We start from the raw sequence: 25,855 nt of genomic DNA on the forward strand, positions 1-25,855 counted from the left end.
GGCAATGTCCAGCACGCAGCACCCTTGCCCCCTCTGGCAAACTTGCATAGATACCGCGCATCGCGCAGCAAAGGTGCCCAAAAGCCTCCATGGAAAACGTCGTTCTGATCATCCATCTGATCCTCGCCCTCGGCCTTGTCGCCGTGGTTCTGATGCAACGTTCCGAAGGGGGCGGCTTGGGCATGGGTGGCGGCGGCGGCGCCACGACCGGTCGCGCGGCGGCCACAGCCATGGGCAAGGTGACGTGGATCCTCGCCATCGCGTTTATCATCACGTCGATCACGCTGACGATCCTAGCGGCACGCAATGCTTCGGGCACGTCGGTCATTGACCAGTTGGGCATCACGCCACCTGCGCAAAACACACCGGCGGACGATCTGGTCCCTCCCGGCGAAGACCTGCTGCCGCCCGCTTCCGACGACAGCGGCCCTCTGGTGCCCTCCGCCGACTGACCCCACGTCACACGTCCAAAATCTTGAGGTTGGCCAAATTGCTGCAACATCATGTTGCGGCAACCTTGCCCCTCTGAACCGAATCCTGTTACACTGAGGTCCCGTGGGGTGCGCAACATTTGCACCGCCACTGCGGGCTTCTTGCCACGCATCGACCACGGGAGAGCACTGAAAATGGCGCGCTATATCTTCATCACGGGTGGGGTTGTTTCATCGTTGGGCAAGGGCCTCGCCTCCGCCGCACTTGGTGCGCTGTTGCAGGCGCGCGGTTTTTCCGTCCGCCTGCGCAAACTGGACCCTTACCTGAACGTCGATCCCGGCACCATGTCGCCCTTTGAACATGGCGAAGTGTTCGTGACTGATGATGGTGCGGAAACGGACCTCGACCTGGGCCACTATGAACGGTTCACCGGCGTGGCCGCGCGCAAGACCGATTCCGTGTCGTCGGGCCGCGTCTACTCTACCGTGCTCGAAAAGGAACGCCGTGGCGACTACCTCGGCAAGACGATTCAAGTGATCCCGCACGTCACAAACGAGATCAAGGATTTCATCAACATCGGCGATGACGAGGTTGATTTCATGCTGTGCGAGATCGGTGGCACTGTGGGCGACATCGAAGGGCTGCCCTTTTTCGAGGCCATCCGCCAGTTTTCCCAAGATAAACCGCGCGGCCAGTGCATCTTTATGCACCTAACCCTGCTGCCTTACATCAAGGCCAGCGGCGAGTTAAAAACCAAGCCCACTCAGCACTCGGTCAAGGAATTGCGCTCCATCGGCATTGCCCCCGACATCCTTGTCTGTCGCTCCGAAGGCCCCATTCCGGTCAAGGAACGCGAAAAACTCGCGCTGTTCTGCAATGTGCGCCCCGAAAGCGTGATTGCCGCGCAGGACCTCAGCACCATCTATGACGCTCCGCTGGCCTATCACCGCGAGGGTTTGGACCAGGCGGTATTGGACGCCTTCCAGATCAGCCCCGCGCCCAAGCCCGACCTGAGCAAATGGGAAGATGTCAGTGACCGCATCCACAACGCCGAAGGCGAGGTCAAGGTCGCCATTGTCGGCAAATACACCCAGCTTGAGGACGCCTATAAATCCATCGCCGAAGCGCTGACCCACGGCGGCATGGCGAACCGGGTCCGGGTCAAGGTCGAGTGGGTGGATGCCGAACTTTTTGACCGCGAGGACCCCGCCCCGCATCTCGAAGGGTTCAATGCGATTCTCGTGCCCGGCGGCTTTGGCGAACGCGGCACCGAAGGCAAGATCAAGGCTGCCGAATTCGCCCGCACCCGCAAGGTACCCTATCTGGGCATTTGTCTGGGGATGCAGATGGCGGTGATCGAAGCGGCGCGTAACACTGCTGACCTCACCGATGCCGGCTCCGAAGAATTTGACCATGAAGCTGGGAAAAAACGTTTTACCCCGGTGGTTTACCACCTCAAGGAATGGGTACAGGGCAATCACAAGGTGGAACGCAAGGTGTCTGACGACAAGGGCGGCACCATGCGCCTCGGTGCATACGATGCCGTACTGTCTGAGGGCTCCAAAGTGGCAAAGGCCTACGGGTCGCTTGCCATCGACGAACGCCACCGCCACCGCTACGAGGTCGACATCAAGTACCGCGAACGCCTCGAAGAGGCGGGCCTGCGGTTCTCGGGCATGTCGCCGGACGGGCGCCTGCCCGAGATCGTGGAATGGCCGGATCATCCGTGGTTCATCGGCGTGCAGTTTCACCCGGAACTGAAGTCGAAACCGTTTGAGCCACATCCGCTGTTTCAGGATTTCGTCCGCGCGGCCAAGGAAATGTCACGGCTGGTCTGACCCGCAGCCCGCGCGCATTTTCCATTTCGCGCCGCGTGGGATTGGTGTTTGCATAGCAGACAAGATGACCACCACCCACAAATCCTTTACCGACGGCACCCATCGCATTGTGGACCCTGCTGTCACGCTGGCCAGCGTGCACCCGCATCTGGCGGCGATGGGCATCACGCGGGTGGCCAATGTGACCGGTTTGGACCGGATCGGCATCCCGGTTGTCAACGCCTACCGCCCGAATGCGCGCGCTCTGTCGGTGTCGCAGGGCAAAGGGCTGACCCTTGATGCCGCCAAAGCGTCGGCGGTGATGGAAGCCGTCGAAGGGTTCCACGCCGAAGAGATCGACCTGCCCTATCTGACCGCCAGCGCGGACCAACAGGCCAAGACGGGTCGCCTGATCGACACGGACAGGCTGCCATACCTGCACGGCACCACCTTCAACCGTGATCGTGTCCTGCACTGGATCGAGGGGCGCGACCTTGTCTCCGGTCAATCGGTATGGTTGCCCGCCGAACTGGTCCACACCGACTATACCCTGCCCCGCCAGCCCAATGCGGGTTGCTTCGTGGCCAGCACCAACGGTCTGGCCTCGGGCAATCACGCGTTTGAGGCGCAGGTGCACGGCATCTGCGAGGTGATCGAGCGAGACGCCCACACCATGTGGGACCACCTGCCATTCCGGCACAAGGCCGCAACGCAGCTTGATCTGGGCACGGTGACGGAACCGCAATGCCGACGCGTGATCGACGCGCTGACCGCCGCAGGCATGGCGGTTGGGGTCTGGGACATGTCCGGCGATGTGGGCGTAGCCACCTTCCACTGTCTGATCACCGACACGCGCGATGCCGATGGGCATTCGGGTGGCGGCGCGGGCACGCATCTGTGCCGCGAGGTCGCCCTGATGCGCGCGCTGACCGAGGCCGTGCAAGTGCGCACCAACTACATCACCGGTGCCCGCGACGACCTGCACCCGACAGAATACACGCCCGCAGGCATCGCACGCAAAAACCGCTACGCTCAGGAACTGATGGAGGGGCCCATCGCCCATGCGGTTCCGTTTGGGGACATCCCCACACACAGATGCGAGACATTGGAAGAAGATCTGGACATCCTCCTGACACGGCTGCAAGCCGTGGGTGTAACCGAGGTCGTCGCCGTCGACCTCGCCAAACCCGCCTTTGGCATCGCTGTGCAGCGCATCGTCATTCCCGGCCTCGAAGGACCGCACGATCACGACGACTATTGCCCCGGCGACCGGGCACTGCGGGTGCCGCGATGATCCACGTCTTTGCGGGCCCCACCATCGCCTCTGCCGCTGTGACCGACATACTGCCGCAGGCGCGGCTCCATCCGCCGGCCCGCACCGGCGACATCCATGCCGCCTGCCAGCACGGCGCGTCTGCCATCGGTCTCATCGACGGGTATTTCGACGGGGTGCCATCGGTCTGGCACAAGGAAATCCTGTGGGCGCTGGATCAAGGCATCGCGGTGTTTGGCGCGGCCAGCATGGGCGCTCTGCGCGCCGCCGAATTGCACAGCTTTGGCATGGTCGGCGTCGGCGCGATATTCGAGGCCTATCGTGACGGCACCTTTGAGGATGATGATGAGGTGGCTTTGCGCCACGGTCCGGCGGAACTGGGCTATGTCGCGCTGTCCGAGCCGATGGTGAACATCCGCGCCACACTGGCGCTGGCCACCGAGCGGGGCCAGATCGACGGCAATGCGGCGGCCCAACTGATCATGCGAGCCAAGGCCCTGCATTTCCCTGACCGCACATGGGACACTTTGCTGGGCACGGGTGACCTGCGCGTCTGGGTGCGCGAGCACGCCGTCGACCAGAAACAACGCGACGCGCTCCAGATGCTGACCGATATGGCCTCGGACATCCCCAAGCCTATGGCCACGTTCACCTTCCAACATACCGTCATGTGGGAAGGCTTGGTGCGCGCGGCGGGCCCGGACCGCCACACCACATTGATCTTGGACCAGTTGCGCCATGACCCGGAGGCCTATGTCGATCTGCGCCGCCGCGCGGTGGCGACGCTTGCCGCTGACACGTCTTGGGAGGTGTCACAGGCCGAGGTGCACCGCGCCGTGACACGGTTTCGGGCCGAACGACAACTATACACCGCGCAAGCGCTCAATGACTGGCTGGAAGCGCACAAGACGGACCTCAACGCGCTGCACTATCGCTGCGCCGAAGACATCGGACTGACCGACGTTATCGCACAGCACCGCGACGCATTTGACGTGGCACTGGTCGACCTCTTACAGAGCGACGGCACGCTTGCGGGGCTGCGCAGGCGCGCGCGACACATGGCGGCCACGCTGGATACACTCGGGCACCCGAACCCCGCACCGGACAGCCTCGACCTGCAACCCGGGGCGCTTTTGCAATGGTATTTCGAGACCGTCACGCACCGCCCCGTGCCCGATGATCTCGACGCCTATATCAAGACAAGCGACTTCGCCGACCGGGACGCATTCGAACAAATGATGGCGCGCACCTATTTGCTGTGGCATCACAAAGACGGGGGGCACAACGCGTGAGCTACGTTGAAACCGAACATTCCGGCGGCACACGGTTCAGGCTGTTTCCGCAATTGCCCACGCTTGATCAGCAGCAAGAGCCTGAGACGATATGGGTTTCGTCCCCCGCCGGCACGGTCATGCCCGGCCCGTCCGATCACCGCATGTACGTCATCGACCCGGTGGGCAAGGAACGCGCCTATGGCTATTACCCCGGTCCCGGCGGATCGACCTTTCACTACCGTCCCCCGTGGCAGGGCCCGCTGTTGCCGTTCGCCCATCCCGATGACGACGGCCATTTCGACCACCTCGACACTGGCACGTACGAATTCGAACAGGCCCACGCCTTTGGCGCGATCCGCTTTACCATGGACATCTGGGAACGGTATTTTGAACGCCGCCTCGAATTTCACTTTCGTGACCACTACGACCGGCTTGAAATTCTGTTCCTGCGCGGGCTCGACAATGCATTTGCGGGCTTCGGTTCGATCGAGATTGGATCCTACACGCTCAAGACCGGGGAACTGGTGGAATTTGGCCTGAGCTTTGACATCCTGTCTCACGAATTCGGGCACCTTATCATCTACAACGAGATTGGCCTGCCGGGCAAAACCGACGTGAACGGGGAATATTTCGGCTTTCACGAATCCGCGGCGGACATGGTGGCGCTGATTTCCCTGCTGCATTTCGACAGCGCTTTGGTGGGTCTGCTCGAGGCAAGCAGCGGCAACCTCTATTCGTTCAACCGGCTCAACCGCTTTGGCGAGGTGTCAAACAACGGTCAGCTGCGGTCCGCATCCAACGAGGTGACGTTGTACCAGTTTGCCGGAGGCTGGGTGCATGAACATGACCTCAGTCAGGTCCTGACAGGCGCGCTGTTCGACATCTGGGTCGATATCTTTCACGAAAATTTGCTGGCTGGCGGGTTGATCTCGTCCGAGCTTGAGGATTTGTCCGACCGGCTCGAAGGGGACCCGAATTATCAGGCGATAGTCCAGCCGCTGTTTGACGCGGCTTATGCGCAAAATCCCGGTGCCTTCGCTGATGCGCTGATCGCCTCGCGCGATTACATGGGCTTTGCCATGGCCGGAATCTGGGACCACCTGTCGATCGAGACGCTGGATTACGCGGACGTCTACAAGACCTTTCTCGAGGTCGACCATGCCATGACGGGCGGGCAGTATCACCGGATCATCCGCCTGAACATGGAACGTCGTGGTATCGGTGTGATCAGCGCGGGACCGCGCCTTGCCCCCCCGGATGAAACCAGCCACGCCTTCTCGGATCGGACCGCCACGCCGGACGACCAACAGCACAGATGCAGCCGCCACCTGCCCTATGCGATCCGCCGTGAAATTGCGCAACACCGCTAGGCGCTGCGCGCGCAGTTCAGGAAAAAACTGACACCGTCGCATCCGATATGTCATAGATTGCACATTGGGGACCGGCGCATCGCGCGCCGTCAGTGTCGGGGGAGGACACGGATTTGGGTGATAGACTTGTAAATTTTTCGACAATTTTGCTTTTTGGCCGCGAACTGGATGATTTGAAATACGAAGAGGCCGCAGGACCAAACGAAACGCAGACATCCAACGCAGGCAACGTGGTGCCGCAGACCAAGCGGCCCGAACAGTCGGACAAAAATGATTTCGTCGACGCGCAACTGGCCGCTTCGGGCGCACGCTTTGCGCGCATCTTCGGCTTCAGCTTCGAAGGGCACTACTACGACCTTGCGCGGCCGCAGATTTTTCTGGTGCATGGCGCAGGCGCGCCCGCCGAGGATCAGCAGGCCGTGTCCAAACGCGGACGCGGCAGTGTCGATCAGGCCGGGCTTTCGCGTCGCAACGTAAAATTTGCCGATGACGTGATGGTCTGGGCCTATGAGAAATCCGATTTCTCGATCCGGCTCGACCCCGAGATCGGACCGCTGGATCAAATTCTGCTGGACGCCGAATTGGGTCAGGACGGCGGCGGCTACAGCGGCGGCAAGGCCTATAGCGGTGGCAAAGCCTACAGTGGCGGCAAGGCTTATAGCGGTGGCAAAGCCTATAGCGGGGGCAAAGCGTTCGGCGGCAGCGACTGACCGTTATGCAGCGCGTCCCGTTGTCAGGCGCTTGTGGATTTTGGTGTCATCCTCGGACGTTCGCTCGAATCCAAGCCTGCGGTACAGGGTGATTGCCGGATTGCCCCGTACCAGCGACAGGCTGACATTCTTGTTCTGGCCGGTCGCATCGGCAATCACCGCCTTGATCAGCGCGGTGCCGATCCCCTGCCCGCGCACCTCTTCGATCAGGTGCAACTGATCAAGGCACAGCTCCTTGTGGGTCTGCGACACCTGAATCCACCCCGCGTCAACACCTGCCACGGTGACGACGCGAATTTCCGCTGCGATGAAATAGCCGCGAAACGCGGCGTCAATCTGATCTGCGTCCCACGCATCCAGCGCAATCAACAATGGCTTCATCGAACTCAGATATAGGTCCCGGGCAAAGTCAAAATCCGCGTCGGTCGCGGGCCGCAAATCATAGGCAGGCGACGCCGGACAGTCCCACGCGGTCACTGCAGGCCCGCCTTCTTCAACCCCTCGATCAGCCGATCCCGTGGGCCGGGATTGCGGTCCGGAGGCACGTTTTCCCAGTGTTTCAGGGTGAACTCCGGATGCGTCTCAAGGATCTGCGCTGCGTGCCGCCGCGCTTCATCCATCCGGCCCAGCAATGCGTTGCTAGCGGTCAGCATCCGGTAGGCTTCTGTCTTGTCGCGCATCTGGGTCAATGTCCGTATGGCCTGTTCGTAGTCATTCATATCAAAGAATGCCTCGCCCAGGTGCCATAAATACCAGTCAGGGTAGAACGGGTTCAGCCGCATGGCCCGCCCGATCAACTCCACCGCCCGCTTTGGTTCGCCATAGACACTGGCCGAATGGCCCATCTCGGCCAGAATGTCGGCGTCATTCGGGTTGAACTGGATCGCCCGTTCATAGGCGGCCAGCGATTCGTCGTGGCGGCGCTTGTAGAGGCAGGCATTGCCCAGGGCCGCGTGCCCCCGCGCGTCATCCGGGTCCAGCCGCAGCGCAATCTCCGCCTTGGTGATCGCGTCATCCAGTGCTTCTTCGGGGTGTTCGGCCCAGTTGAACCGCCATGCGTCGTTCGACGTGCGCGAGATGCTCGCATACGGCACCGCATAGGCCGGGTCGATGATGGACGCCTGTTCGAACAGGCGGCGCGCGTGCAGGTTCAACTCGCGCCGCGGCTGCTTGTAGACTTCACGACCCCGCAGGATCAGACCATAGGCCTGCAAGTCCGACGGCGCCGTGCGTTGCTGGCGCTGCCGCTCGGCCTTGTCGATCTTGACCGACAAACACGAAGCGATGACAGCCGTGATCTCATCCTGAAAGGCAAACACGTCCTCGATGCTGCCGTTGAATGTCTCAGCCCAGACCGACCGGCCCGATTCCGCTTCCAGCAATTGTACCTGTACGCGCAACTGATCGCCCGCGCGCTGAAATCCCCCTGTCGTCAGATAGCGCACGCCCAGCTTGGCACCGATTTCGCGGACGGGCATATGGCGGCTTTCGAACAGGCTTGATGACTGCTGCGCAATCACGTGCAGATTGTTGAACCGCGTCAAGTTAGAAATAATGTCGCCCGTCAAGCCGTTGCAAAGATGCGCGTTTTGCGGCTGACCGGACATGTTGTCCAATGGCAGAACCGCCACCGAATTATCGGGGATGTCCTGCACCGTCACGTGTCGTTCGATGATCGGTGGGGCGGTGACGTGTCGCGCCGTGCCAATGGGCTCGATCTCGAACACTTCGATCACCTCGTCAATGTTCTTCAGCTCCGGCGTGCCCAGCGAGGTCAGCGGCACATCCACCACGTCACGCGCTACATGTGACACCGCCTGCGTCACGCATATCCCACCCGGTTTGGCCAGCGTCTGAACCCGCGCGGCCACGTTGATCGCATGACCGTGCAGGCCGAAATGCCCTTCGCGCACTTCGCCCATGTTGATACCGATGCGGAAAGAAATCGGGTCTGCCCCGGAATTCCACACCACGTCGTTGGAAAATTCGCGCTGCATCGCCACTGCAAAATTCACACAGTTCGCCGTGCTGTCGAACAACGCCAGCACCCCGTCACCCGCGATGTTCTTGATTGTCCCTCCGTAATCCGCAGCCAACTGGCGGATCAGGTTGATCGCATTCGACACCCGCTGCGAGGTTTCCGCCTCGTTGCGGCTCATCAATTTGGAATAGCCGTAAATATCCGCGACCAGAACAGCCGTATCGCCGTAATGTGTGACGCCTGAAATTTCCACCCAATATCCAATCGCGCAATGGTGCCCAAAATTGGCAAACCCGGAGCTTCGGATCCGCCTTGTTCCTACCGGGTTTGGAAAAATCTGAACAGTGGGTTTCCGCCGATTGCCTGCACTGCAAGGCGCAAAACCGTGGTTTGCGCGCGCAATGCAACCACAGGTGAGGTCCTGTGCCCCGCGCGACACAATGCGGCGTTCCCACCGACGCCCCCTTGCCCGCGTGCGTCACGGCCCCTAAGTCTTTCCCAGCCCGAGGCACCCGCCCTCGCGCGACGGAGATTTTATGCAAGAGACCCGGACAGCCGTCCGCGCCTGATCGTTTCACGACCGGGACCCGAGACCCAAGGACACTCACGCGCGACGCTGAGTGATCCCGGACGCATACTCTGACAAAATCGAGACATCCGTTGAATATCTCAAAACACGAACAGCGTGTTTTGCATGTACTGGCGCTGGGTGGGGCCATCCACCACGAACGGCACGACAATGGCAAAATACGCAGCATCACCTGCTTTACGCGCGAAGGGCACGTCCTCACAGATTGTACCCTCGACGTATTCCTGCGCCTGAAAAGGCGGCGCTTCATCCGGTCGCAAAACGGCCGCCCCTACCGCGTGTCGCGCAAAGGGATTGAGGCCGTACGCGCGCAACTCAACCAACGCTGAAAGGGGACCAAAGGACGATATAGCTGCGGTGCAACTGACCGGATTGCACGGCGCATGACCCAACGCGGGCGGGCCGACCGGCGTCGGCCCGCCCGCACCGGATCACGACCGCGTGACGCCGGTTTACCGGCTGTGTTATGACCTTACCTCAAGGTGCATCGCTTTTGAGAGGAGACTGTCATGCCTACGTCACTCCCCCGCCGCGCCGTGCTGGCCACGGGCGGCGCTGCACTGATCACCACCGCCGCTGGGCTGCGCGTGCCCGCGCGCGCCGCTGGGCTTGCGCCCACGCCCACCATGCGCGGCGGATCGAACAATTATCGCCCCGGCGCGCCTATCGTCGAACGGATCGGCGGCGGCGGCTTTTTGATGACCGGTACCGTGCGCCGCGCGGGCGACGGCGCAGCCATACCCGGCGCGCGTATCCAGATGTGGGCGCACACCACCGAAGGTCACGAGCGCGACCAGCGCATCCACGGTGCGACCCTCACCGATGCCCAAGGGCGCTTTGCCATGGACATGCCGCAGATTGTACCGGCCTTTGGTCAGGCCCATGGCCACCTCGCCTATGATGCTGACTTTGACGACAACGGGTTTGAGACCGTGTTCCTGCGCCCGATCATGTCGCGCGCCTCCGACACAATACTCGACGTCAATTTTGTGCTTGTTCCGGCCTGACACGGATTGCCGATGCGCGCCGCCCTGATCTGGACCGCGCTGGCCGCCGCTTTGCTTGCGCCGCTCATCGCCGCGGCGGGCAGCCCGCTTTTGCAGTGGCGCAGTGGCGTCTACATCGCCGCCGGGTTTGCGGGCATCGCCGGAATGGCGCTTTTGCTGGTGCAACCCCTGCTTGCCGTTGGTGATTTGCCCCTTGCCCAAGCCCGCGCCCGGCGCGTGCACCGCGCCTCTGGCGCGCTGCTGGTGCTGTGCGTTACGGGCCACGTGGCGGGTCTCTGGATTGCCAGCCCGCCGGATGTGGTGGATGCGCTCACCTTTACCTCGCCCACGCCCTTTTCCGCGTGGGGGGTGATCGCGATGTGGGCCGTGTTTGCCGCCGCCCTGCTCGCCGCTTTGCGCAAACGGTTGCCTCTGCGTCCGATGACGTGGCGGCGCGCGCACGCAGCACTGGCGGTGATCGTGGCCGGGGGCACCGTAATCCACGTGCTGCTGATCGACGGCACGATGGAAACGCTAACCAAATTTGGCCTCAGCCTGCTGGTTGCGCTGGCAGCGGTTCGGGTTGCGTGGGTGGTCGGTCTTGTGCCCGTACGTCGCCCTTAGAAGACCGATCGCCATCTGTGCACGGGTCTGCGCAGGGGACATGCCACGTATTGCTCCGGGAACCGCAAGGGTGTGGTCCCCGAGACCAGCGTGGCGCCTAAAATGTTGCGCCCATCGTCGCCCACGCTCATAACCGGCAGATGCTCAGCTACCAGCACATTTACCATGCCGGGAACCTTGCCGATGTCCACAAGCACGCGCTGCTGGCGTGGATGCTGTCCTATCTTACCCGTAAGGACAAACCGCTTAGCTATTTGGAAACCCATGCAGGCCGCGCGCTGTACGACCTTGCCGCAGCGGAAGCGACCAAGACCGGAGAGGCGGCGCAAGGTATTGCCCGGGTTGCAGACTGGTTCGCCGCCGATGATCCATACATGCAGGTCATGCACCAAACATCTGAAACACATGGCATAAATGCTTATCCAGGCTCACCGCTTGTTGCTGACCTGCTGCTGCGTGACGGGGATCGCATCACCTTGGCGGAACTCCATCCACAGGAACGCGCCGCCTTGCAGCACACGTTGCCCACCGCTCAGGTGCATCAGACCGACGGATTTGCCCTTGCCCATGCGAAACTGCCGCCGACACCCCGCCGGGGTCTCATGCTGATTGACCCCAGCTATGAGGTTAAGTCGGATTACGACGACATCCCCCGTCACATCCGCAAATACGCCCGCGCGTGGAATGTTGGGATTATCGCGCTGTGGTATCCAATTCTGACATCCAATGCGCACGCCAGCATGTTGAAAACCCTTGCAAATAACCATCCAGACGCGCTGCGCAGCGAGGTCCGGTTTCCCCCCGCGCGCACCGGCCATGGCATGGTCGGCTCAGGTCTCTTTGTGATCAGGCCGCCCTTTGGGCTTGCCGAACGCGCCGCAAATCTGAAAACTCGCTTCGACCAACTGAAGTGACATCCATGTTTGAACGCCTGTTCCCGAAACGCCCCAAGGAAACACCGCCGCTGCCCGAACCTACCCCACAGCTTGCGCTCGGCGCGCTGCTGGTGCGCGTGGCCATGGCCGACAGTGAATATCAAGCCGCCGAACTGGCCGCGATAGACAAAATCCTGAGCGGTACGTTCGACCTCAAACCGCTCGAAGCGGCCCGGTTGCGCGCCACTTGCGAGGCATTGGAACGGCACGCACCGGGCACGCCAGAATTCGCGGAAATTCTCCGCGATACAATACCTTATGCCGACCGCTTGGGCCTTGCCATGGCCATGTGGCAGGTGCTGCTGGCGGACGGCGAACATGCCGCCATCGAAGAAGCGTCGCTGCACCAGATCGAAGCGGCACTGGGTATCACCCAAGCCGACAGCGCCGACATCAAAACACGTGCGCTTGGCGAATAGGCCCGTGCGGCATACATGAGGTGACATGTTTCAAGACCTTCTCAAGCGGCTGATTCAGCCCGAACCCGCCCCCATCGCCGACGCCGACGCGCGCCTTGCCCTCACCGCGTTGCTGGTCCGCGTGGCCCGATCGGACAACGACTATTCCGGGGATGAACGCGCCCTGATCGACGAAATCGCACAAGATCGCTATGGGCTTTCTCCGAGTGATGCCAAGGCGTTGCGCACCGAAGCCGAAGCGATGGAGGCCGAAGCGCCCGACACCGTCCGCTTTACCCGCGCCATCAAGGACGCCGTGCCTTACGAGGACCGTCTGGGTGTCATCGCCGCTTTGTGGAAAGTCGTTCTGGCCGATGGACAACGCGCCCAAGAGGAAGACGCCCTGCTTCGGCTGGTGTCCAACCTGCTGGGCGTGACCGATCAGGACAGCGCCCGCGTTCGCCAACAGGTCACAGGTTGATCGCCAGCCTGCCCATGTACTGGCGGCCCGAAACGGCTGGGGCGTGGCGTGGATTCTGGGCGGATGTGCAGGCCGCGTCTGACGTGCCGCTCCCCGACCTCACCGCGCCGGACGACTTGCCTGCACCGTGGACCGAACATTGGCGCGCGCCCGATCTGGCTGTGTCGCAGACCTGTTCCTTTCCATTGCGCACCGCCTTGCGCGATCAGGTCACTTATGTCGGTACTTTCGATTTCGGCCTCGGCACAGCGGATATGCCGTGCCCGCCCGGTCACTACCGGTCGGTCTATGTGCAACAGAACCCAGACCCGCCAGAGGGTGCGCTGCGCTTTGCGCTCAACGGCTTTGACAGCCAGTCGGGTTGGGCGGGCACGTCGCTGGCCAGCGCAGACAGCAGCGGGGATGTCACCTTCATCCGCACCGGATCACACGCGGCATCCATGGCGGCGGTTGCCGAAGGGCGTGCGGATCAGGCGGCGCTGGATGCGGTGACCTGGCGGCTTCTGCAACGTTACGCACCGCAGGCGGCGCAGGTAACGGTTGTGGGCCACACGGACCCAACCCCCGGTCTGCCCCTCATCTGCGCCAAGGGACGCGACGCCGCCCCGCTGCGCGCGGCATTGGCGCACGTGTGCGGCCTGTCGGCGTGGATCGGGCACCCCGACCTTGGCGGATTGCAAGGCTTTGTCGTGCTGGACGAGGCGGACTACTTTGGGTTGCCGGTGCCGACGCCACCCGATGAATTCCGCATCACGTGACGGAAATTAGGGCATTTGCCCGCGATTCCGCGCCTTTTGCCCGTAGACAAGCACCCGGTTTTGCCCCCTTATACCGGCTGACCTGAAGCTGACCGACGTGCGCCGTGTCCGACACACCCGTTATTGAAATCCGTGACCTGCACAAAGCCTATGGTGCGCTTGAGGTGCTCAAGGGCGTCGATATCACGGCACAGGGCGGACAGGTGATTTCGCTCATCGGCTCTTCCGGCTCCGGCAAATCCACGCTGCTGAGGTGCTGCAATCTTCTTGAGGACAGCCAGCAAGGCACAATCCGGTTCAAGGGCGAGGACGTGGCGTGGAAGGGCAGCAACCACAACCGTCGTCCTGCAAACGCCAAGCAGGTGCTGCGCATTCGCACCAACCTGTCCATGGTGTTTCAGCAGTTTAACCTGTGGGCGCATATGAGCATCCTGCAAAACGTGATGGAAGCGCCTGTCACAGTTCTGCGCCGTGACCCGAAAGAGGTCGAAGCCGCCGCGCGCGCCTATCTCGACAAGGTCGGCATTGGCGACAAATGCGACGCTTACCCTGCACAGCTTTCGGGGGGGCAGCAACAACGCGCCGCCATCGCGCGCGCCTTGTGCATGGAACCCGAGGCGCTGCTTTTTGACGAACCAACCTCTGCGCTCGACCCGGAACTGGAGCAAGAGGTGGTCAAGGTTATCAAGGACCTCGCCGCCGAAGGGCGCACCATGCTGATCGTCACACACGATATGAAACTGGCCGCCGACGTGAGCGATCACGTGGTGTTCCTGCACCAAGGGCTGATCGAAGAGGAAGGTCCGCCGGACGCCCTCTTTGGTGCGCCGAAATCTGAACGACTGCGCGGGTTCTTATCCGCGACCCGTGCCGCGTAAACGTAAACAAAACCAAGGGAGTAAGAGATGAAAAACATCCTTTTGACCACTGTCGCCGTGACCCTCACCGCGACACTTGCCATGGCCGATGGCCACGCTGTTGTCCGCATGGGCACCGAAGGGGCCTACCCTCCGTGGAACTTCATCAACGATGCGGGCGAAGTCGACGGGTTCGAGCGGGAACTGGGCGACGAGCTGTGCGCGCGGGCCGAACTGACCTGCGAATGGGTCACGAACGAGTGGGACAGCATTATCCCCAACCTCGTCTCCGGCAACTACGACACGATCATCGCGGGCATGAGCATCACGGCCGAGCGGGACGAAGTCATCGACTTTACCCAAGGCTACACCCTGCCCGATCCGTCGGCCTATGCGGCGACATCCGCCGACCTCGACGTGGCCAGCGCGACAATTGCTGCGCAAACCAGCACCATCCACGCGTCGTTTGTGGCGGAACAGGGCTGGGACCTGCTTGAGTTCTCGACACCCGAAGAAACCATCGCTGCCGTGAAAAACGGCGAAGCGGACGTGGTTCTGGCTGACAAATCCTATCTGTCAGACGTGGTGGCACAGGACGACGACCTCGTGTTCCTTGAGCGTGAAGAGCTTTTGGGTGGCGGCGTCGGCATGGGCGTGCGCGAGAGCGACGCCGAACTGAAAGCCAAGTTCGACGCGGCCATCACCTCGATGAAGGAAGACGGCTCGCTGAACGCGCTGATCACCAAATGGGAAATCGGCGACACGTTCTGATGTTCCGACGTGACCACTTTGTCACGAACACAATTTGGACGGCTGCGGGGGTGGTCCCCCGCCCGTCTTTCCCTGATGGTCGAAGCACGCAGCGCCGAGGGGCCGTTTTATTGCGAATACCAGACACGGTCCGGCGACCCGGCAAAAGCCGAAGCGCAGGTGCGCGCCTATCTGGACACGCATGGCGCGGAACTGGTCCATGTGGAGTTGTCGGGGCCCGGGCGCGTGCCTTTGCCCCCGAATGCGGACACGGTGCGCGTGTCCGGTCGCATCTTCTTTGACGAGGATGAAGCCTGAGGAACCTGTGAACCACACTGATGTTTTCATTCTGCACCGATCCCAGCACCCTGCCTGACTGGCAGTGGATGGCCTGTTACCTGACCACGACCAAGCACATGTCGCTGTATTGGTCGGTGTTTACGGTGCTGTTTCTGCTTGCCGTGACTGCACCTGCTGCGCTTGCCTTTGGCTTTGCCGGTGCGTCTGCCGCGCGGTCCAAAATCATGCCGGTGTCGTGGCTGGGCAAGGGGTATATCGCGATTGTCCGCGGCGTCCCCGATATCGCGTTTTTTCTGTTTTTCGTGATCGCGCTGGATCAGGCGATCGAATATCTGCGCCATCGTGCGCTGTGCCCCGATTGGTCCGAACCGGTGCGTCAGGGCAATGATTTCGTGGTCTGCCAAGCGGCAAAGATGCCGCTGGGCAACGCGCCACAATGGGTTCACGAAAGCTACGGCTTCACGCTGGCTGTTGTGACGTTTGCCATCGTCTTTGGGGCTTTTGCCGCGAACGTCCTTTTTGGTGCAATGCGTGCGGTGCCGCACGCACAACTGGAAACAGCCGAAGCCTACGGCATGTCGCCGCGCCAGACATTCTGGCGGGTGCTGGTGCCGCAGATGTGGGTCTATGCCCTGCCCGGACTGTCGAACCTGTGGATGGTGCTGATCAAGGCGACGCCGCTGCTTTTCCTGCTGGGGGTCGAGGACCTCGTTTATTGGGCGCGCGAGTTGGGCGGGATCAAAACGCCGCGCTTTACTGAGTACCCGCATGGCGACTGGCGCATGTGGTATTTCCTCGCGCTCTTGGTGTTCTACCTGCTGTTCACCCGCGCCTCCGAGGTGGCGCTGGACCGCCTGATGACGCGGCTGAGCCATGGTCAGGCCACCACCGCCGGCGAAGCCCAGCGAAAGGCCGCCGCATGACGTGCTTTGACACCATTCAGGCCTACGGGCTGCGCGCCATCGGCGTCGGCGAACGCCGCCTCCCGCGCGAAGATTTCACCCTGTGCGAGCAGTTCACGCTGATCGGGTCGGGCATGATCTGGAACATCTACTTTGGTTTGCTGGCGCTGTGTGCGGGCTTTTTCCTCGCCACCGCTGTGGCCCTTGGCAAAACCTCGTCCAACCGGTGGCTGCGCAAACCGTCGGAATGGTTCATTTTTGTGTTTCGCGGCTCGCCGCTCTTCATTCAGTTCTTCTTTGCGTATTTCTTTTTCCTACAGCTCAAGGCCCCGTTGCCCGTTTTTGACGTTTTCACCGCCGCGTGGGCGGGCGCGCTGGTGGTGCTGTTTTTCAACACCTCCGCTTATACCGGAGAAATCTTTTACGGTGCGTTGCAATCTATCCCCAAGGGGGAGGTGGAGGCAGCAGATGCCTACGGTCTGAGCGGATGGTCACGGTTTCGGCGGGTGATCTGGCCCACGATGTTGCGGCTGGCGTGGCCTGGCTACACGAACGAGGCAATCTTTCTGTTTCACGCCACGACGCTGGTGTTCTTTTCGGCCTTTCCAGTGCGGGGACAACGGGGCGATGCGCTGTATTACGCGAACTACTTTGCCGACAAGACGTTCAATCCGTTCATCCCCTATCCCATTCTGGCCTTCTATTTCATCCTACTGACACTTCTGGTGATCGGGCTCTTTGGGCTTGTGAACCGGCGGCTGAACCGGCACTTGCCACAGGGTGCGCGTACGCGGCTGAGGGTAAAGCCGAATTTGATCCGGTAGGATTTTACTTTTATGCCTCCGGCGGTGGTATTTTTGGTCAGAAGAAAACGAGATGCAGGATTGGTTAACTGAACACCCCGACATCCGCGCCCTGCGTGTGGCCGCGTCCGATCTGAACGGTGTGGCGCGTGGCAAGCGCGTGCCGGTGTCGTCCGGAGCCAAGGCGCTTGCCGGGTCGATGCGGTTTCCCAAATCGGTGCTGAACCTCGACATTCAGGGCGAGGATATCGAGGACAGCCCGCTGGTGCTGGCTTCGGGAGATCAGGATGGCGTGCTGCGCCCCACGGAGCGTGGATTTGTACCGCTGCCATGGCTTGAGACACCCACGGCGCTGCTGCCGGTGTGGATGTATGACGAGGCCGGCGCGCCCTTTGCCGGTGATCCGCGCCATGCGCTTGCGGCGGTCGACGCGCGATTGGCGGGGCTCGGGTTGCGGCCCGTCGCAGCGGTGGAACTAGAATTTTTTCTGATCGACGATCGTGGCGACGCGCTGCGCGTGCCCGCGTCGCCACGGTCCGGCAAGCGCCGCATCGCCGGTGAGATTCTCAGCCTGCGCCTGCTTGACCAGTTCGATGCGTTTTTTACCGAGCTTTACGATGGTTGCGCTGCCATGGGCATCCCGGCGGATGCAACAATATCGGAAAGCGGTTTGGGCCAGTTCGAGGTCACGCTCGCCCATCAGGACGGCGCGCTGAAAGTGGCCGATGATGCGTGGCTGTTCAAAATGTTGGCCAAGGGGCTGGCCCGCAAGCACGGCTTCTGTGCCACCTTTATGGCCAAGCCATATGCGGATTATGCGGGGACCGGTATGCATATGCACGCTTCGCTGCTCGACGACGTGGGGCGCAACGTGTTTGATGACGGCGGCCCGGAAGGGGCCGTGATGCTGCGGCACGCGATTGCGGGATGTCTGTCTGCAATGCCCGGCAGCACCCTGATCTTTGCGCCGCACGCCAATTCCTACGACCGGATGGTGCCAGGCGCACATGCGCCCACCGGCATGGCATGGGCCTATGAAAACCGGACCGCCGCGATCCGGGTCCCCGGTGGCCCGCCTGCCGCACGGCGAATCGAACACCGGATGGCGGGCGGAGACATCAACCCGTATCTGATGCTGGCCGCAGTGCTGGGAGCCATGGCAAACGGAATCGAGGACGGCGTGATGCCGCCCGCGCCGATCACGGGCAACGCCTATGAACAGGACCTGCCACAGGTCCCCGCCACATGGGACGCCGCCATAGACGCATTTGACGGTGCAGCGGAGATGGCGCGCATCTTTCCCGACATGCTGCGCGACAACCTTCTGATGACCAAGCGGCAGGAGGCGCGGCTGATGGCTTCGCTTGACCCGGACGAACGGGTTGAAATCTACCTCGACACAGTTTGAGCGCCGCCATATCCTTGCCCCGTAAGCCCAAGAGAGACCCATGAAAATCGGCATTCTGCAAACCGGCCACGCCCCAGAAGAAGTGCTGGGCAGCCTGGGCGATTACGACACCATGTTTCAGCGGCTGCTGGATGGGCATGGGTTCACCTTTGAGACGTTCAACGTGGTCGACATGGAATTTCCTGCCGGGCCCACCCTGTGCGACGGCTGGCTGGTCACGGGGTCCAAACACGGCGCCTATGAGGATCACGCCTGGATTCCGCCGCTGGAGGATTTGATCCGCGCCATTCATCGCGCAGAACGGCCCATGATCGGCGTTTGCTTTGGCCATCAGATCATCGCACAGGCGATGGGGGGCACCGTGGTCAAATTCGACGGCGGGTGGGCTGTGGGGCGGCAGGACTACACGTACAAGGGTGCGCCGGTTGCCATGAATGCGTGGCATCAGGATCAGGTGATTGCACGCCCGGACGGGGCCGAGGTCATTGCCAGCAACAGGTTCTGCGAGAACGCGGCACTGGTCTATGGCAATCGGATCTGGACGGTGCAGGCGCACCCGGAATTCGGGTCCGACATGATCGAGGCGTTGGCGACCCACCGCGGTGTCGGCGTCGTGCCCGATCCGCAACTGGAGGCGGCGCGCGCCACACTGGACGCGCCCACCGACCGTCACAGGGTCGCTGACGACATGGCCGCCTTTTTCAAACAGGGAATGCCCGGATGAGCGACTGGACAAGCAAATTGCCCGAGGCGGCACAAACCTATCTCGACGGGCGGCGGCTGGACGAGGTCGAGTGTATCGTCGCCGATCTGCCGGGCATCGCGCGCGGCAAAGCTGTGCCGGCGTCCAAATTCGCGCGGCAGGACTTTTTCCATCTGCCCGACAGCATCTTTTACCAGACCATCACCGGCGGTTGGGGCGAGGCCGCAGGGGAAGAAGGGTTCATCGAAAAGGATATGATCCTGCGCCCAGACATGGAGACGGCCACCGCCGCGCCATGGACCGGGGACTGGACGTTGCAGGTGATCCACGATGCCTACGATCGCAAGGGGGCACCCGTCCCGTTCAGCCCGCGCAACGTGCTCAAGCGGGTCGTAAGCCTGTACGAGGCACAAGGGTGGAAACCCGTGGTGGCCCCGGAAATGGAGTTTTTCCTGATCGCCCGCAATCTGGACCCGGCGCAGGAAATCCAACCCATGACAGGCAGGTCGGGACGGCCTGCGGCAGCGCGGCAGGCCTATTCGATGACGGCGGTGGATGAGTTTGGCCCGGTGATCGACGACATCTATGATTTCGCCGAAGCGCAGGGCTTTGAGATCGACGGGATCACGCAGGAAGGCGGCGCAGGCCAGCTTGAGATCAACCTGCGCCACGGGGACCCGGTCAAACTGGCGGACGAGGTGTTCTATTTCAAACGGCTCATTCGTGAGGCGGCGCTGCGGCACGACTGTTTTGCGACGTTTATGGCCAAACCGATCGAGGACGAACCCGGATCGGCCATGCATATCCATCATTCCATCCTCGATATCGAGACCGGCCAGAACCTGTTTGTCGGCCCGCAGGACGGGGACACGGACGCATTTTTCTATTTTATTGCCGGGTTGCAGAACCACATGCCTGCGGCACTGGCGGTGATGGCGCCTTTCGTCAATTCCTACCGCCGATACGTCAAAGACCACGCCGCCCCGATCAACCTTGCATGGGGGCGGGACAACCGCACCACAGGCATCCGCATTCCGCTGTCGGACCCGGCGGCGCGGCGGGTCGAAAACCGGATCGCGGGCATGGATTGCAACCCGTACCTTGGCATCGCGGCGTCACTGGCCTGCGGCTATATCGGTCTGATGGAAGAACGCCGCCCGTCGCCGCAATTCCGGGGGGACGCTTACGAAGGCGATGGGGACATTCCCCGTGTTCTGGGTCAGGCGTTAGATCTCTTTGACAATGCCACGGCGCTGCACGACGTTTTGGGACCGGACTTTGCCCGCGTCTATTCCATCGTGAAACGGGCCGAATATGACGAGTTCCTGCAAGTCATATCCCCGTGGGAACGCGAGCATCTGCTGCTGAACGTCTGAGGTCAGCAGACCGGCCCTCCGGGGGGGGATTTTATTGGGACAGAGACGGTGAACCTGCTTTACGCAAATGACCGGCCCGGAACCTATCCGGACAGTTGGTACGCCGCCACGTCCGACATCGGGCCGGTTCGGGCACCCTTGCCGGGCACGGTGCAGGCGGATGTTTGTGTGGTGGGTGCGGGCTATACCGGGATGTCGGCAGCACTGCATCTGGCACAGGCCGGACGGCGCGTGGTCGTGGTCGAGGCGCAGCGGGTGGGTTTTGGTGCTTCGGGGCGCAATGGCGGGCAGTTGGGTGCCGGACAGCGCGTGGAACAGCCCGATCTGGAACAGATGGTCGGGCACGACCGGGCACGCGTCCTGTGGGATATGGGACGCGCTGCAGTGGCCCTGGTCAAGGCACTGGTGGCTGAACACGCAATTGATTGCCACCTGAAACCGGGGCTCGCGTGGACGGCGGAGCATAGCAGCGACGTGGACGACCTGCACCGTTATGCCGAACATATGGCACGGCATTATGACTACCCGCTTGAGGTTTTGGACGCCGCAGGTTTTGCCCGGTTTTGCCCCTCACCTGCATACAAAGGGGGCATTCTGGATTGGGAGCCGGGGCACCTGCACCCGCTGCGTTATGCGCTGGGACTGGCGCGTGCGGCTGAGGCGGCGGGTGCGGTGATTTATGAAGGCAGTGCGGTCCACGACATCTCTGAAGGGGCAAAGGTGACGGTGCGCACCGATGGCGGTGTGGTTGAGGCGGATCACCTCATCCTTGCTTGCAACGGCTATCTGGGCGGGCTGTCGGGACAGGTTGCAGCGCGCGTGATGCCGATCAACAATTTTGTCGTCGCCACAGCACCGCTTGATGATCCCGATCAAGTGCTGGCGCAGGACATTGCCGTATCCGACGGTCGGTTCGTGGTGAACTATTTCAGGCTCAGCCATGACAAACGCCTGCTGTTTGGCGGCGGCGAAAGCTATGGCTACCGCTTTCCCCGCGATATCGCGGCCAAGGTGCGCAAGCCGATGACAGAGATTTTTCCCCATCTCGCCGACGTGCCCATCGATTATGCGTGGGGTGGGACGCTGGCCATCACGATGAAACGCTTGCCCTATCTCGTGCGGCTGGCGCCAAACGTGCTGAGCGCTTCGGGATATTCCGGGCATGGGGTCGGCACCGCCACGCAAGCCGGGCAATTGATGGCGCGGGCCATTCAGGGCGATGGCGACGGCTTTGACACCATGGCCGCCCTGCCCACGATACCCTTCCCCGGCGGGACCGCGATGCGCACACCGCTGCTGGCTCTTGCCATGACATGGTATTCGATGCGCGACCGGCTCGGTCTGTAATCCCGCGATCAGCGTGAATTTGCGTGTGTTGCCGTCCGCGGCACACAAAACCGTTTCATTTTGCGCGTAGTGAATTTAGAAAACCAACAGATTAACATAAGGGATTCGAAAATGAACCTCCCCGATATGCACAGCGCCGAAGCCATCCCGCCCGAGGCTCGCGCCGAAATTGACCGTTTGCTGACCTCTGGTGATCTCTTTCGCTATACCGCAGCCACCGACGCGCCCGTGTCCCTGCTGGAAGCGGAATTTGCCGAGATGATGGGCACCCGCTTTGCGCTGGCGGTGTCATCCTGTTCTGCCGCGCTGTTTTTGTCGCTCAAGGCGCTGGACCTGCCGCGGGATGCGCGCGTTCTGATACCCGGATTTACCTTTGCCGCAGTGCCATCGTCGGTCATACATGCCGACTGTCTGCCGGTTCTGTGCGAGGTGGGCGAGGATTACCGCATCGACATGGTGGATTTTGCCGCTAAGTTGCCGGGTTGCCGGGCGGTGATCGTCAGCCACATGCGCGGACACACGTCCGACATGGATGCGATTATGACGCTGTGCGATGCCGCCGGTGTTCCGGTGATCGAGGACGCGGCCCATAGCCTCGGCACCACGTGGAACGGGACCAAGATCGGGACCATCGGCACAATCGGCTGCTTTTCCTTCCAATCCTACAAGATGATCAACGCGGGCGAAGGCGGGATCATGATCACCGACGATGCCGACCTCGTGGCGCAGGCCATCATCATGTCGGGCGCCTATGAGCACAATTGGAAGAAACACCCCGTCTTGCAGGACGCCTTTGCCGCACATCAAAACCAACTGCCGCTCTACAACCTGCGCCTGTCCAATCTGAGCGCTGCGGTTATCCGTCCGCAACTGCCGCATCTGGCGCGGCGGGTCGTGGACGGGCGGCGCAACCATGATCACGTGGCAGAGTTGCTGGGTCAGAGCCCGCATATCCACGTGCCTGCTCCCCTGCCCGGCGAGGTGCGCGCACCAGATTCGATCCAGTTCAATCTGGTGGATATGGACGATGCACAGGTTGCGGCCTTTGTGGCGGAAGCCGCAGCGCTTGGGGTCAAGGTTCAGGTGTTCGGTGCCAGTGCCGACAATGCGCGCGCTTTCTGGAATTGGCAGTTCATTCCCAACTTGCCGGATCTTCCCCAAACGCGCGCCATGCTGATGCGCGCCTGTGACGTACGCCTGCCGGTGCATCTGCCGGTCGACACGCTGGACGCTGTGGCCAGCGCCCTGCTGGCAGCGATCGCCACGTCAGAGGGGGCCAAGGCGGCCTGAGCCCGCTCTTTCCTCGGGCGCAACCGCACCCTAGGGTCCGTGGCCATGACAGATCTTACCAACGGGGCCGCCTGGATGGGCGGCCGGATCATCCCCATCGCCGAGGCTGCAATCCCGGTCACCGACTGGGGCGTCACCCATTCGGACATCGCCTATGACGTGGTGCCGGTCTGGCAGGGCGCGTTCTTTCGGCTTGACGATTACGTGGCGCGGTTCATGGCCTCGCTGACGGCGCTGCGCTTTGACATTGGCATGGACGCAGACGGCGTGCGTGCCGCGCTGCATCAGATGGTGGCCGCCTCCGCCTTGCGGGACGCCTATGTGGCCATGGTCGCCGCCCGGGGACGCAACCCGGTGCCGGGCAGCCGCGATCCCCGTGATTGTTCCAACCACTTCTACGCATGGTGCGTGCCCTACGTACATATCGTCAAACCCGACGCTGCGGCCAAGGGCACACGCGTCTGGATTGCCAAAACCGTCCGGCGCATTCCGCAAGACAGCGTGGACCCGACGGTCAAAAACTATCACTGGGGCGACTTCACCTCCGGCCTGTTCGAGGCCAAGGACCGCGGCTTCGAAACGACATTGCTGCTGGACCACGCTGGCAACGTCACCGAAGGGCCAGGGTTCAATGTCTTTGCCGTCTTTGGCAATCGGGTTGTCACCTCAGAGCACGGTGTGCTGCATGGCATCACGCGCCGCACGGTGCTTGAGATGTGTGCCGAGGTGGGACTACAGACCGAAACACGGCCTCTGCCACTGGAGGAGTTCTGGACGGCAGATGAGGTGTTCTTGTCCTCGTCCGGTGGCGGCGTGATCCCTGTGGCGCAGGTGGACGACCGGCATTTCTCGAACGGGGCAGCGGGGCCAAAGGCCACTGCACTCCGGCACCGCTATTTCGATTGGATCATGCGCGACGCGCACCGCACGCCGGTGTCAGGACAGCTTTGACAGCTTGTCCTGCAACTCGGCGAGCTGCTTTTTGATGGCGTCGAGGTCTTCGCCCTCTTGATTGGCGTCGGGTGCCGGTCCGCTGCCACCGGTCCAGCCTGCCGTGCCAAGGCCGCCCGTCATCGCCTTCAGAAACGCCTCTTGCTGCGCCTGCATCGCGTCGAAACCGGGCATCTTGGCCATCGGGTTCATCGCAGACATGTTTTCGACCATGCGGCTTTGCCCGTCGCGCAGCATCTCGAACGAGGCTTGCAGGAATTGCGGGACCACCGACACGCCGCCGGTCATGTAGCTGCGCACCAGATCGTTCAGCACATCCACGGGCAAAACGCTTTCACCACGGCTTTCGTGTTCGGCGATGATCTGCAACAGGTACTGACGGGTGAGGTCGTCACCGGTCTTGAGGTCCACGATCTGCACCTCGCGCCCGTCGCGGATAAAGCCTGCGATGTCTTCAAGCGTTACGTAATCGCTCGTCTCTGTGTTGTAGAGACGCCGGCTGGCGTATCGCTTGATCAGCAAGGGCGCTGGTTTGTCTGTCACGTGTTTTCTCCCCGCAAACGTGCTGCATCGCAGCTTAGGCGCGCAAATGCGAAAAAGAAAGCGCCACGTGCGTCACGCGGCCCGCGCGACGGGCGCCCATGCTGCAAGTGCAGTGGCAATGGCCTCTGCTGGCGGGGTCAGCGTCAGGTCGGGCAGCGCCTGCGCCAGCTTGGTCCCGTCGATGCGGTGCGGCACAGACCACAGATACCGCATCTCGGCCACTTCGCGCAGCAGCGGTGACACGAGGCCCATCGCCCGTACCAGCGTCCAAGGCATACCAGAGACCCGCAATGGCCTGCCCATCGCCTGCTCTACCAGAGAGATGAGCGCATCGCCGGTCAGCGCATAGCCTGCAAACCCAAACTCCTCGAACCGGTCGAATTGCCCGCGTTTGGCGGCAAGCCCTGCCATCGCGCGCGCCATATCCGGCAACCACGCCCATGCGTGCACCACGTCGCGCGGGCCGGGATACATCACCTTGCCCTGCCACGCTTTGGCGGCGATTTGATCGTCGAACCAATTGCCACTTTGCGCGGCCTCAAGGAAATCGCCGCCGCGCAGCACGATGGTGCGGACGTCAGCCTCGAGATAAGCGCGCTCCATACGAACGCGGATGTTTCCCTTGCGCGTGGTGGCGTTCCAAGCGGTGTCCTCGCGCAGCACCTCGGGCATCCCGGCACCGTAATTGTATACATTGCCGGGGATCATCACGGTTGCACCGCTCGCCTGTGCGGCGGCAATCACCGCGCGGGTCATGCGCGGCACCTCAGTGGCCCAGTCGGGATATGGCGGGTTGAGTGCGTTCACGATAACCTCATGGCCCTGCGCGATTGTCGCAAGCGCATCGGCATCCGACGGATCAACCGCCACGCGCCCTGCCCCGGATTGCGGCCAGCGCCGCGCGGTTTGCGTGACCGCCCAGCCTGGGTCCGCAAATGCCGTCACAGCGGCACGCCCGAACCGGCCCGACGCGCCGAGGATCAAAACCTTTTCCATG

Annotated in this window: 28 protein-coding genes; 24 read left to right on the forward strand and 4 right to left on the reverse strand. The window is 62.1% G+C overall.

From position 1 onward, the window contains the following. Positions 1-89 precede the first annotated feature (89 nt). From secG to Q1A85_RS14990, 6 genes are all read left to right on the forward strand, one after another. Entirely contained in the window at positions 90-452 is a 363-nt protein-coding gene (gene secG, locus Q1A85_RS14965) for a preprotein translocase subunit SecG (RefSeq protein ID WP_299690974.1), read from the forward strand. 174 nt (positions 453-626) lie between these two features. Next, positions 627-2,270, forward strand: a complete 1,644-nt coding sequence (locus Q1A85_RS14970; RefSeq protein WP_299690977.1) for a CTP synthase — start codon at positions 627-629, stop codon at positions 2,268-2,270. A gap of 64 nt (positions 2,271-2,334) precedes the next feature. Continuing rightward, a complete protein-coding gene (locus Q1A85_RS14975; protein ID WP_299690980.1) occupies positions 2,335-3,543 on the forward strand; it encodes a YcaO-like family protein in 1,209 nt (402 codons plus the stop codon). Further along, positions 3,540-4,814, forward strand: a complete 1,275-nt coding sequence (locus Q1A85_RS14980; protein WP_299690984.1) for a TfuA-like protein — start codon at positions 3,540-3,542, stop codon at positions 4,812-4,814. Before Q1A85_RS14975 ends, Q1A85_RS14980 begins: the two co-directional genes overlap by 4 nt. Continuing rightward, the gene (locus Q1A85_RS14985) at positions 4,811-6,166 is read left to right on the forward strand and encodes a hypothetical protein (protein WP_299690987.1); all 1,356 of its coding nucleotides are present in this window, start codon (positions 4,811-4,813) and stop codon (positions 6,164-6,166) included. The genes Q1A85_RS14980 and Q1A85_RS14985 overlap by 4 nt, the downstream gene beginning before the upstream one ends. Positions 6,167-6,279: 113 nt before the next feature. Beyond that, positions 6,280-6,876 carry a hypothetical protein gene (locus tag Q1A85_RS14990; RefSeq protein ID WP_299690990.1) on the forward strand — a complete coding sequence of 199 codons (597 nt, stop codon included), beginning with the start codon at positions 6,280-6,282 and terminating at the stop codon, positions 6,874-6,876. Positions 6,877-6,879: 3 nt separating this feature from the next. Here the strand turns inward: Q1A85_RS14990 and Q1A85_RS14995 are convergent, their stop codons facing one another. Together Q1A85_RS14995 and Q1A85_RS15000 are read right to left on the reverse strand one after the other, a co-directional pair. Continuing rightward, positions 6,880-7,353, reverse strand: a complete 474-nt coding sequence (locus Q1A85_RS14995; protein WP_299690993.1) for a GNAT family N-acetyltransferase — start codon at positions 7,351-7,353, stop codon at positions 6,880-6,882. Next, positions 7,350-9,110 carry a tetratricopeptide repeat protein gene (locus Q1A85_RS15000; protein ID WP_299690996.1) on the reverse strand — a complete coding sequence of 587 codons (1,761 nt, stop codon included), beginning with the start codon at positions 9,108-9,110 and terminating at the stop codon, positions 7,350-7,352. The genes Q1A85_RS14995 and Q1A85_RS15000 overlap by 4 nt, the downstream gene beginning before the upstream one ends. A gap of 437 nt (positions 9,111-9,547) precedes the next feature. Here Q1A85_RS15000 and Q1A85_RS15005 point away from each other — a divergent pair, with 437 nt between their 5' ends. The 18 genes from Q1A85_RS15005 to Q1A85_RS15090 all read left to right on the forward strand — a co-directional run bounded on the left by Q1A85_RS15005 (position 9,548) and on the right by Q1A85_RS15090 (position 24,315). After that, positions 9,548-9,775, forward strand: a complete 228-nt coding sequence (locus Q1A85_RS15005) for a YjhX family toxin (RefSeq protein WP_366140598.1) — start codon at positions 9,548-9,550, stop codon at positions 9,773-9,775. Between the two features lie 180 nt (positions 9,776-9,955). Beyond that, positions 9,956-10,453, forward strand: coding sequence for a twin-arginine translocation pathway signal (locus Q1A85_RS15010; protein ID WP_299691002.1), 498 nt, complete (start codon positions 9,956-9,958; stop codon positions 10,451-10,453). A 12-nt stretch (positions 10,454-10,465) separates the two neighbouring features. Further along, a complete protein-coding gene (locus Q1A85_RS15015) occupies positions 10,466-11,056 on the forward strand; it encodes a ferric reductase-like transmembrane domain-containing protein (protein ID WP_299691005.1) in 591 nt (196 codons plus the stop codon). Positions 11,057-11,196: 140 nt separating this feature from the next. Next, positions 11,197-11,970 (forward strand): 23S rRNA (adenine(2030)-N(6))-methyltransferase RlmJ, encoded by a 774-nt coding sequence (rlmJ, locus tag Q1A85_RS15020; RefSeq protein WP_299691007.1) that lies wholly within the window; start codon positions 11,197-11,199, stop codon positions 11,968-11,970. A gap of 5 nt (positions 11,971-11,975) precedes the next feature. After that, complete coding sequence (locus tag Q1A85_RS15025; protein ID WP_299691010.1) at positions 11,976-12,410, forward strand: TerB family tellurite resistance protein; 435 nt, start codon at positions 11,976-11,978, stop codon at positions 12,408-12,410. Positions 12,411-12,435: 25 nt separating this feature from the next. Beyond that, a complete protein-coding gene (locus Q1A85_RS15030; RefSeq protein ID WP_299691013.1) occupies positions 12,436-12,870 on the forward strand; it encodes a TerB family tellurite resistance protein in 435 nt (144 codons plus the stop codon). Continuing rightward, positions 12,867-13,628, forward strand: a complete 762-nt coding sequence (locus Q1A85_RS15035; protein ID WP_299691016.1) for a PhnD/SsuA/transferrin family substrate-binding protein — start codon at positions 12,867-12,869, stop codon at positions 13,626-13,628. Before Q1A85_RS15030 ends, Q1A85_RS15035 begins: the two co-directional genes overlap by 4 nt. A 104-nt stretch (positions 13,629-13,732) precedes the next feature. Next, the gene (locus Q1A85_RS15040; RefSeq protein ID WP_299691018.1) at positions 13,733-14,506 is read left to right on the forward strand and encodes an ATP-binding cassette domain-containing protein; all 774 of its coding nucleotides are present in this window, start codon (positions 13,733-13,735) and stop codon (positions 14,504-14,506) included. A 27-nt stretch (positions 14,507-14,533) separates the two neighbouring features. Further along, the gene (locus Q1A85_RS15045; RefSeq protein WP_299691021.1) at positions 14,534-15,256 is read left to right on the forward strand and encodes a transporter substrate-binding domain-containing protein; all 723 of its coding nucleotides are present in this window, start codon (positions 14,534-14,536) and stop codon (positions 15,254-15,256) included. A 75-nt stretch (positions 15,257-15,331) separates the two neighbouring features. Further along, positions 15,332-15,553, forward strand: coding sequence for a hypothetical protein (locus Q1A85_RS15050; protein WP_299691024.1), 222 nt, complete (start codon positions 15,332-15,334; stop codon positions 15,551-15,553). Positions 15,554-15,573: 20 nt separating this feature from the next. Next, on the forward strand, positions 15,574-16,458 hold the full coding sequence (locus Q1A85_RS15055) for an ABC transporter permease subunit (RefSeq protein ID WP_299691026.1): 885 nt from the start codon (positions 15,574-15,576) through the stop codon (positions 16,456-16,458). Beyond that, the gene (locus tag Q1A85_RS15060; protein WP_299691028.1) at positions 16,455-17,261 is read left to right on the forward strand and encodes an ABC transporter permease subunit; all 807 of its coding nucleotides are present in this window, start codon (positions 16,455-16,457) and stop codon (positions 17,259-17,261) included. The genes Q1A85_RS15055 and Q1A85_RS15060 overlap by 4 nt, the downstream gene beginning before the upstream one ends. A 52-nt stretch (positions 17,262-17,313) precedes the next feature. Continuing rightward, positions 17,314-18,648: a glutamine synthetase family protein gene (locus Q1A85_RS15065; RefSeq protein WP_299691030.1), complete on the forward strand. Its 1,335-nt coding sequence runs from the start codon at positions 17,314-17,316 to the stop codon at positions 18,646-18,648. Positions 18,649-18,688: 40 nt separating this feature from the next. Beyond that, positions 18,689-19,372 (forward strand): type 1 glutamine amidotransferase, encoded by a 684-nt coding sequence (locus Q1A85_RS15070; protein ID WP_299691032.1) that lies wholly within the window; start codon positions 18,689-18,691, stop codon positions 19,370-19,372. Further along, the gene (locus Q1A85_RS15075; protein WP_299691034.1) at positions 19,369-20,727 is read left to right on the forward strand and encodes a glutamine synthetase family protein; all 1,359 of its coding nucleotides are present in this window, start codon (positions 19,369-19,371) and stop codon (positions 20,725-20,727) included. Before Q1A85_RS15070 ends, Q1A85_RS15075 begins: the two co-directional genes overlap by 4 nt. 48 nt (positions 20,728-20,775) lie before the next feature. Beyond that, positions 20,776-22,074 (forward strand): FAD-binding oxidoreductase, encoded by a 1,299-nt coding sequence (locus tag Q1A85_RS15080; RefSeq protein WP_299691036.1) that lies wholly within the window; start codon positions 20,776-20,778, stop codon positions 22,072-22,074. 111 nt (positions 22,075-22,185) lie between these two features. Then, positions 22,186-23,364: a DegT/DnrJ/EryC1/StrS family aminotransferase gene (locus Q1A85_RS15085; RefSeq protein WP_299691038.1), complete on the forward strand. Its 1,179-nt coding sequence runs from the start codon at positions 22,186-22,188 to the stop codon at positions 23,362-23,364. Between the two features lie 45 nt (positions 23,365-23,409). Then, the gene (locus tag Q1A85_RS15090) at positions 23,410-24,315 is read left to right on the forward strand and encodes an aminotransferase class IV (protein WP_299691041.1); all 906 of its coding nucleotides are present in this window, start codon (positions 23,410-23,412) and stop codon (positions 24,313-24,315) included. Here Q1A85_RS15090 and phaR read toward each other — a convergent pair. Next, the gene (gene phaR, locus Q1A85_RS15095) at positions 24,301-24,858 is read right to left on the reverse strand and encodes a polyhydroxyalkanoate synthesis repressor PhaR (protein ID WP_299691044.1); all 558 of its coding nucleotides are present in this window, start codon (positions 24,856-24,858) and stop codon (positions 24,301-24,303) included. The two genes, Q1A85_RS15090 and phaR, sit on opposite strands and share 15 nt — an antisense overlap. 72 nt (positions 24,859-24,930) lie before the next feature. Then, positions 24,931-25,854, reverse strand: a complete 924-nt coding sequence (locus Q1A85_RS15100) for an epimerase (protein WP_299691047.1) — start codon at positions 25,852-25,854, stop codon at positions 24,931-24,933. Between the last annotated feature and the right edge of the window lies 1 nt (position 25,855).

It is taken from the genome of uncultured Tateyamaria sp. (assembly GCF_947503385.1).
Lineage (GTDB): Bacteria > Pseudomonadota > Alphaproteobacteria > Rhodobacterales > Rhodobacteraceae > Tateyamaria.

Coding starts and splice junctions, on each gene's coding strand:
- secG (WP_299690974.1), top strand. CDS start 90: ATGGAAAACGTCGTTCTGATCATCCATCTGATCCTCGCCCTCGGCCTT.
- Q1A85_RS14970 (WP_299690977.1), top strand. CDS start 627: ATGGCGCGCTATATCTTCATCACGGGTGGGGTTGTTTCATCGTTGGGC.
- Q1A85_RS14975 (WP_299690980.1), top strand. CDS start 2,335: ATGACCACCACCCACAAATCCTTTACCGACGGCACCCATCGCATTGTG.
- Q1A85_RS14980 (WP_299690984.1), top strand. CDS start 3,540: ATGATCCACGTCTTTGCGGGCCCCACCATCGCCTCTGCCGCTGTGACC.
- Q1A85_RS15010 (WP_299691002.1), top strand. CDS start 9,956: ATGCCTACGTCACTCCCCCGCCGCGCCGTGCTGGCCACGGGCGGCGCT.
- Q1A85_RS15015 (WP_299691005.1), top strand. CDS start 10,466: ATGCGCGCCGCCCTGATCTGGACCGCGCTGGCCGCCGCTTTGCTTGCG.
- rlmJ (WP_299691007.1), top strand. CDS start 11,197: ATGCTCAGCTACCAGCACATTTACCATGCCGGGAACCTTGCCGATGTC.
- Q1A85_RS15025 (WP_299691010.1), top strand. CDS start 11,976: ATGTTTGAACGCCTGTTCCCGAAACGCCCCAAGGAAACACCGCCGCTG.
- Q1A85_RS15030 (WP_299691013.1), top strand. CDS start 12,436: ATGTTTCAAGACCTTCTCAAGCGGCTGATTCAGCCCGAACCCGCCCCC.
- Q1A85_RS15045 (WP_299691021.1), top strand. CDS start 14,534: ATGAAAAACATCCTTTTGACCACTGTCGCCGTGACCCTCACCGCGACA.
- Q1A85_RS15050 (WP_299691024.1), top strand. CDS start 15,332: ATGGTCGAAGCACGCAGCGCCGAGGGGCCGTTTTATTGCGAATACCAG.
- Q1A85_RS15055 (WP_299691026.1), top strand. CDS start 15,574: ATGTTTTCATTCTGCACCGATCCCAGCACCCTGCCTGACTGGCAGTGG.
- Q1A85_RS15060 (WP_299691028.1), top strand. CDS start 16,455: ATGACGTGCTTTGACACCATTCAGGCCTACGGGCTGCGCGCCATCGGC.
- Q1A85_RS15065 (WP_299691030.1), top strand. CDS start 17,314: ATGCAGGATTGGTTAACTGAACACCCCGACATCCGCGCCCTGCGTGTG.
- Q1A85_RS15070 (WP_299691032.1), top strand. CDS start 18,689: ATGAAAATCGGCATTCTGCAAACCGGCCACGCCCCAGAAGAAGTGCTG.
- Q1A85_RS15075 (WP_299691034.1), top strand. CDS start 19,369: ATGAGCGACTGGACAAGCAAATTGCCCGAGGCGGCACAAACCTATCTC.
- Q1A85_RS15085 (WP_299691038.1), top strand. CDS start 22,186: ATGAACCTCCCCGATATGCACAGCGCCGAAGCCATCCCGCCCGAGGCT.
- Q1A85_RS15090 (WP_299691041.1), top strand. CDS start 23,410: ATGACAGATCTTACCAACGGGGCCGCCTGGATGGGCGGCCGGATCATC.
- Q1A85_RS15100 (WP_299691047.1), bottom strand. CDS start 25,854: ATGGAAAAGGTTTTGATCCTCGGCGCGTCGGGCCGGTTCGGGCGTGCC.